This window comes from Arthrospira sp. PCC 8006 (genome assembly GCF_046480465.1).
GTDB lineage: Bacteria > Cyanobacteriota > Cyanobacteriia > Cyanobacteriales > Microcoleaceae > Limnospira > Limnospira platensis.
The window spans coordinates 1-359 of record NZ_PKGG01000609.1 but is presented as its reverse complement, the minus strand read 5'-3'; the positions used below and the strand labels follow the sequence as shown (position 1 = coordinate 359).

Here is a 359-nt window from a genome sequence, read left to right as displayed (position 1 = left end):
TCCCGGTTTTTATTAGATTTTTCTACGACGCTATGTCGAGCAAACCGAAAAAAACAGGTAAGTGGCGAAGTAAATACCGCTTATTCATCCTCAATGATTATGACTTTGAGGAGAAGTTGTCCGTCAAACTCTCCCGCTTGAATGTTTTTGTCATTATCGGTGTTAGTGCCGTCCTTTTAATTGGTTCAACAATTTTATTGATAGCCTTCACTCCTCTAAAAGAGTATATCCCGGGATATTCCTCAACCGCATTAAAACGCCAGTCGTACGCAAACACCATAAAGGTTGATTCACTCGAACGAGCCCTTTCTCAATACGAGCAATATCTTCGAATAGTGAGAGGCGTTATCAGCGATGAA

General features: G+C 40.9%; 1 protein-coding gene. It reads left to right on the top strand.

The features are described 5' to 3' along the window. Positions 1-32: 32 nt before the first annotated feature. On the top strand, positions 33-359 hold a 327-nt coding region (locus tag B9T16_RS29590), incomplete at its 3' end, for a hypothetical protein (protein WP_410246484.1).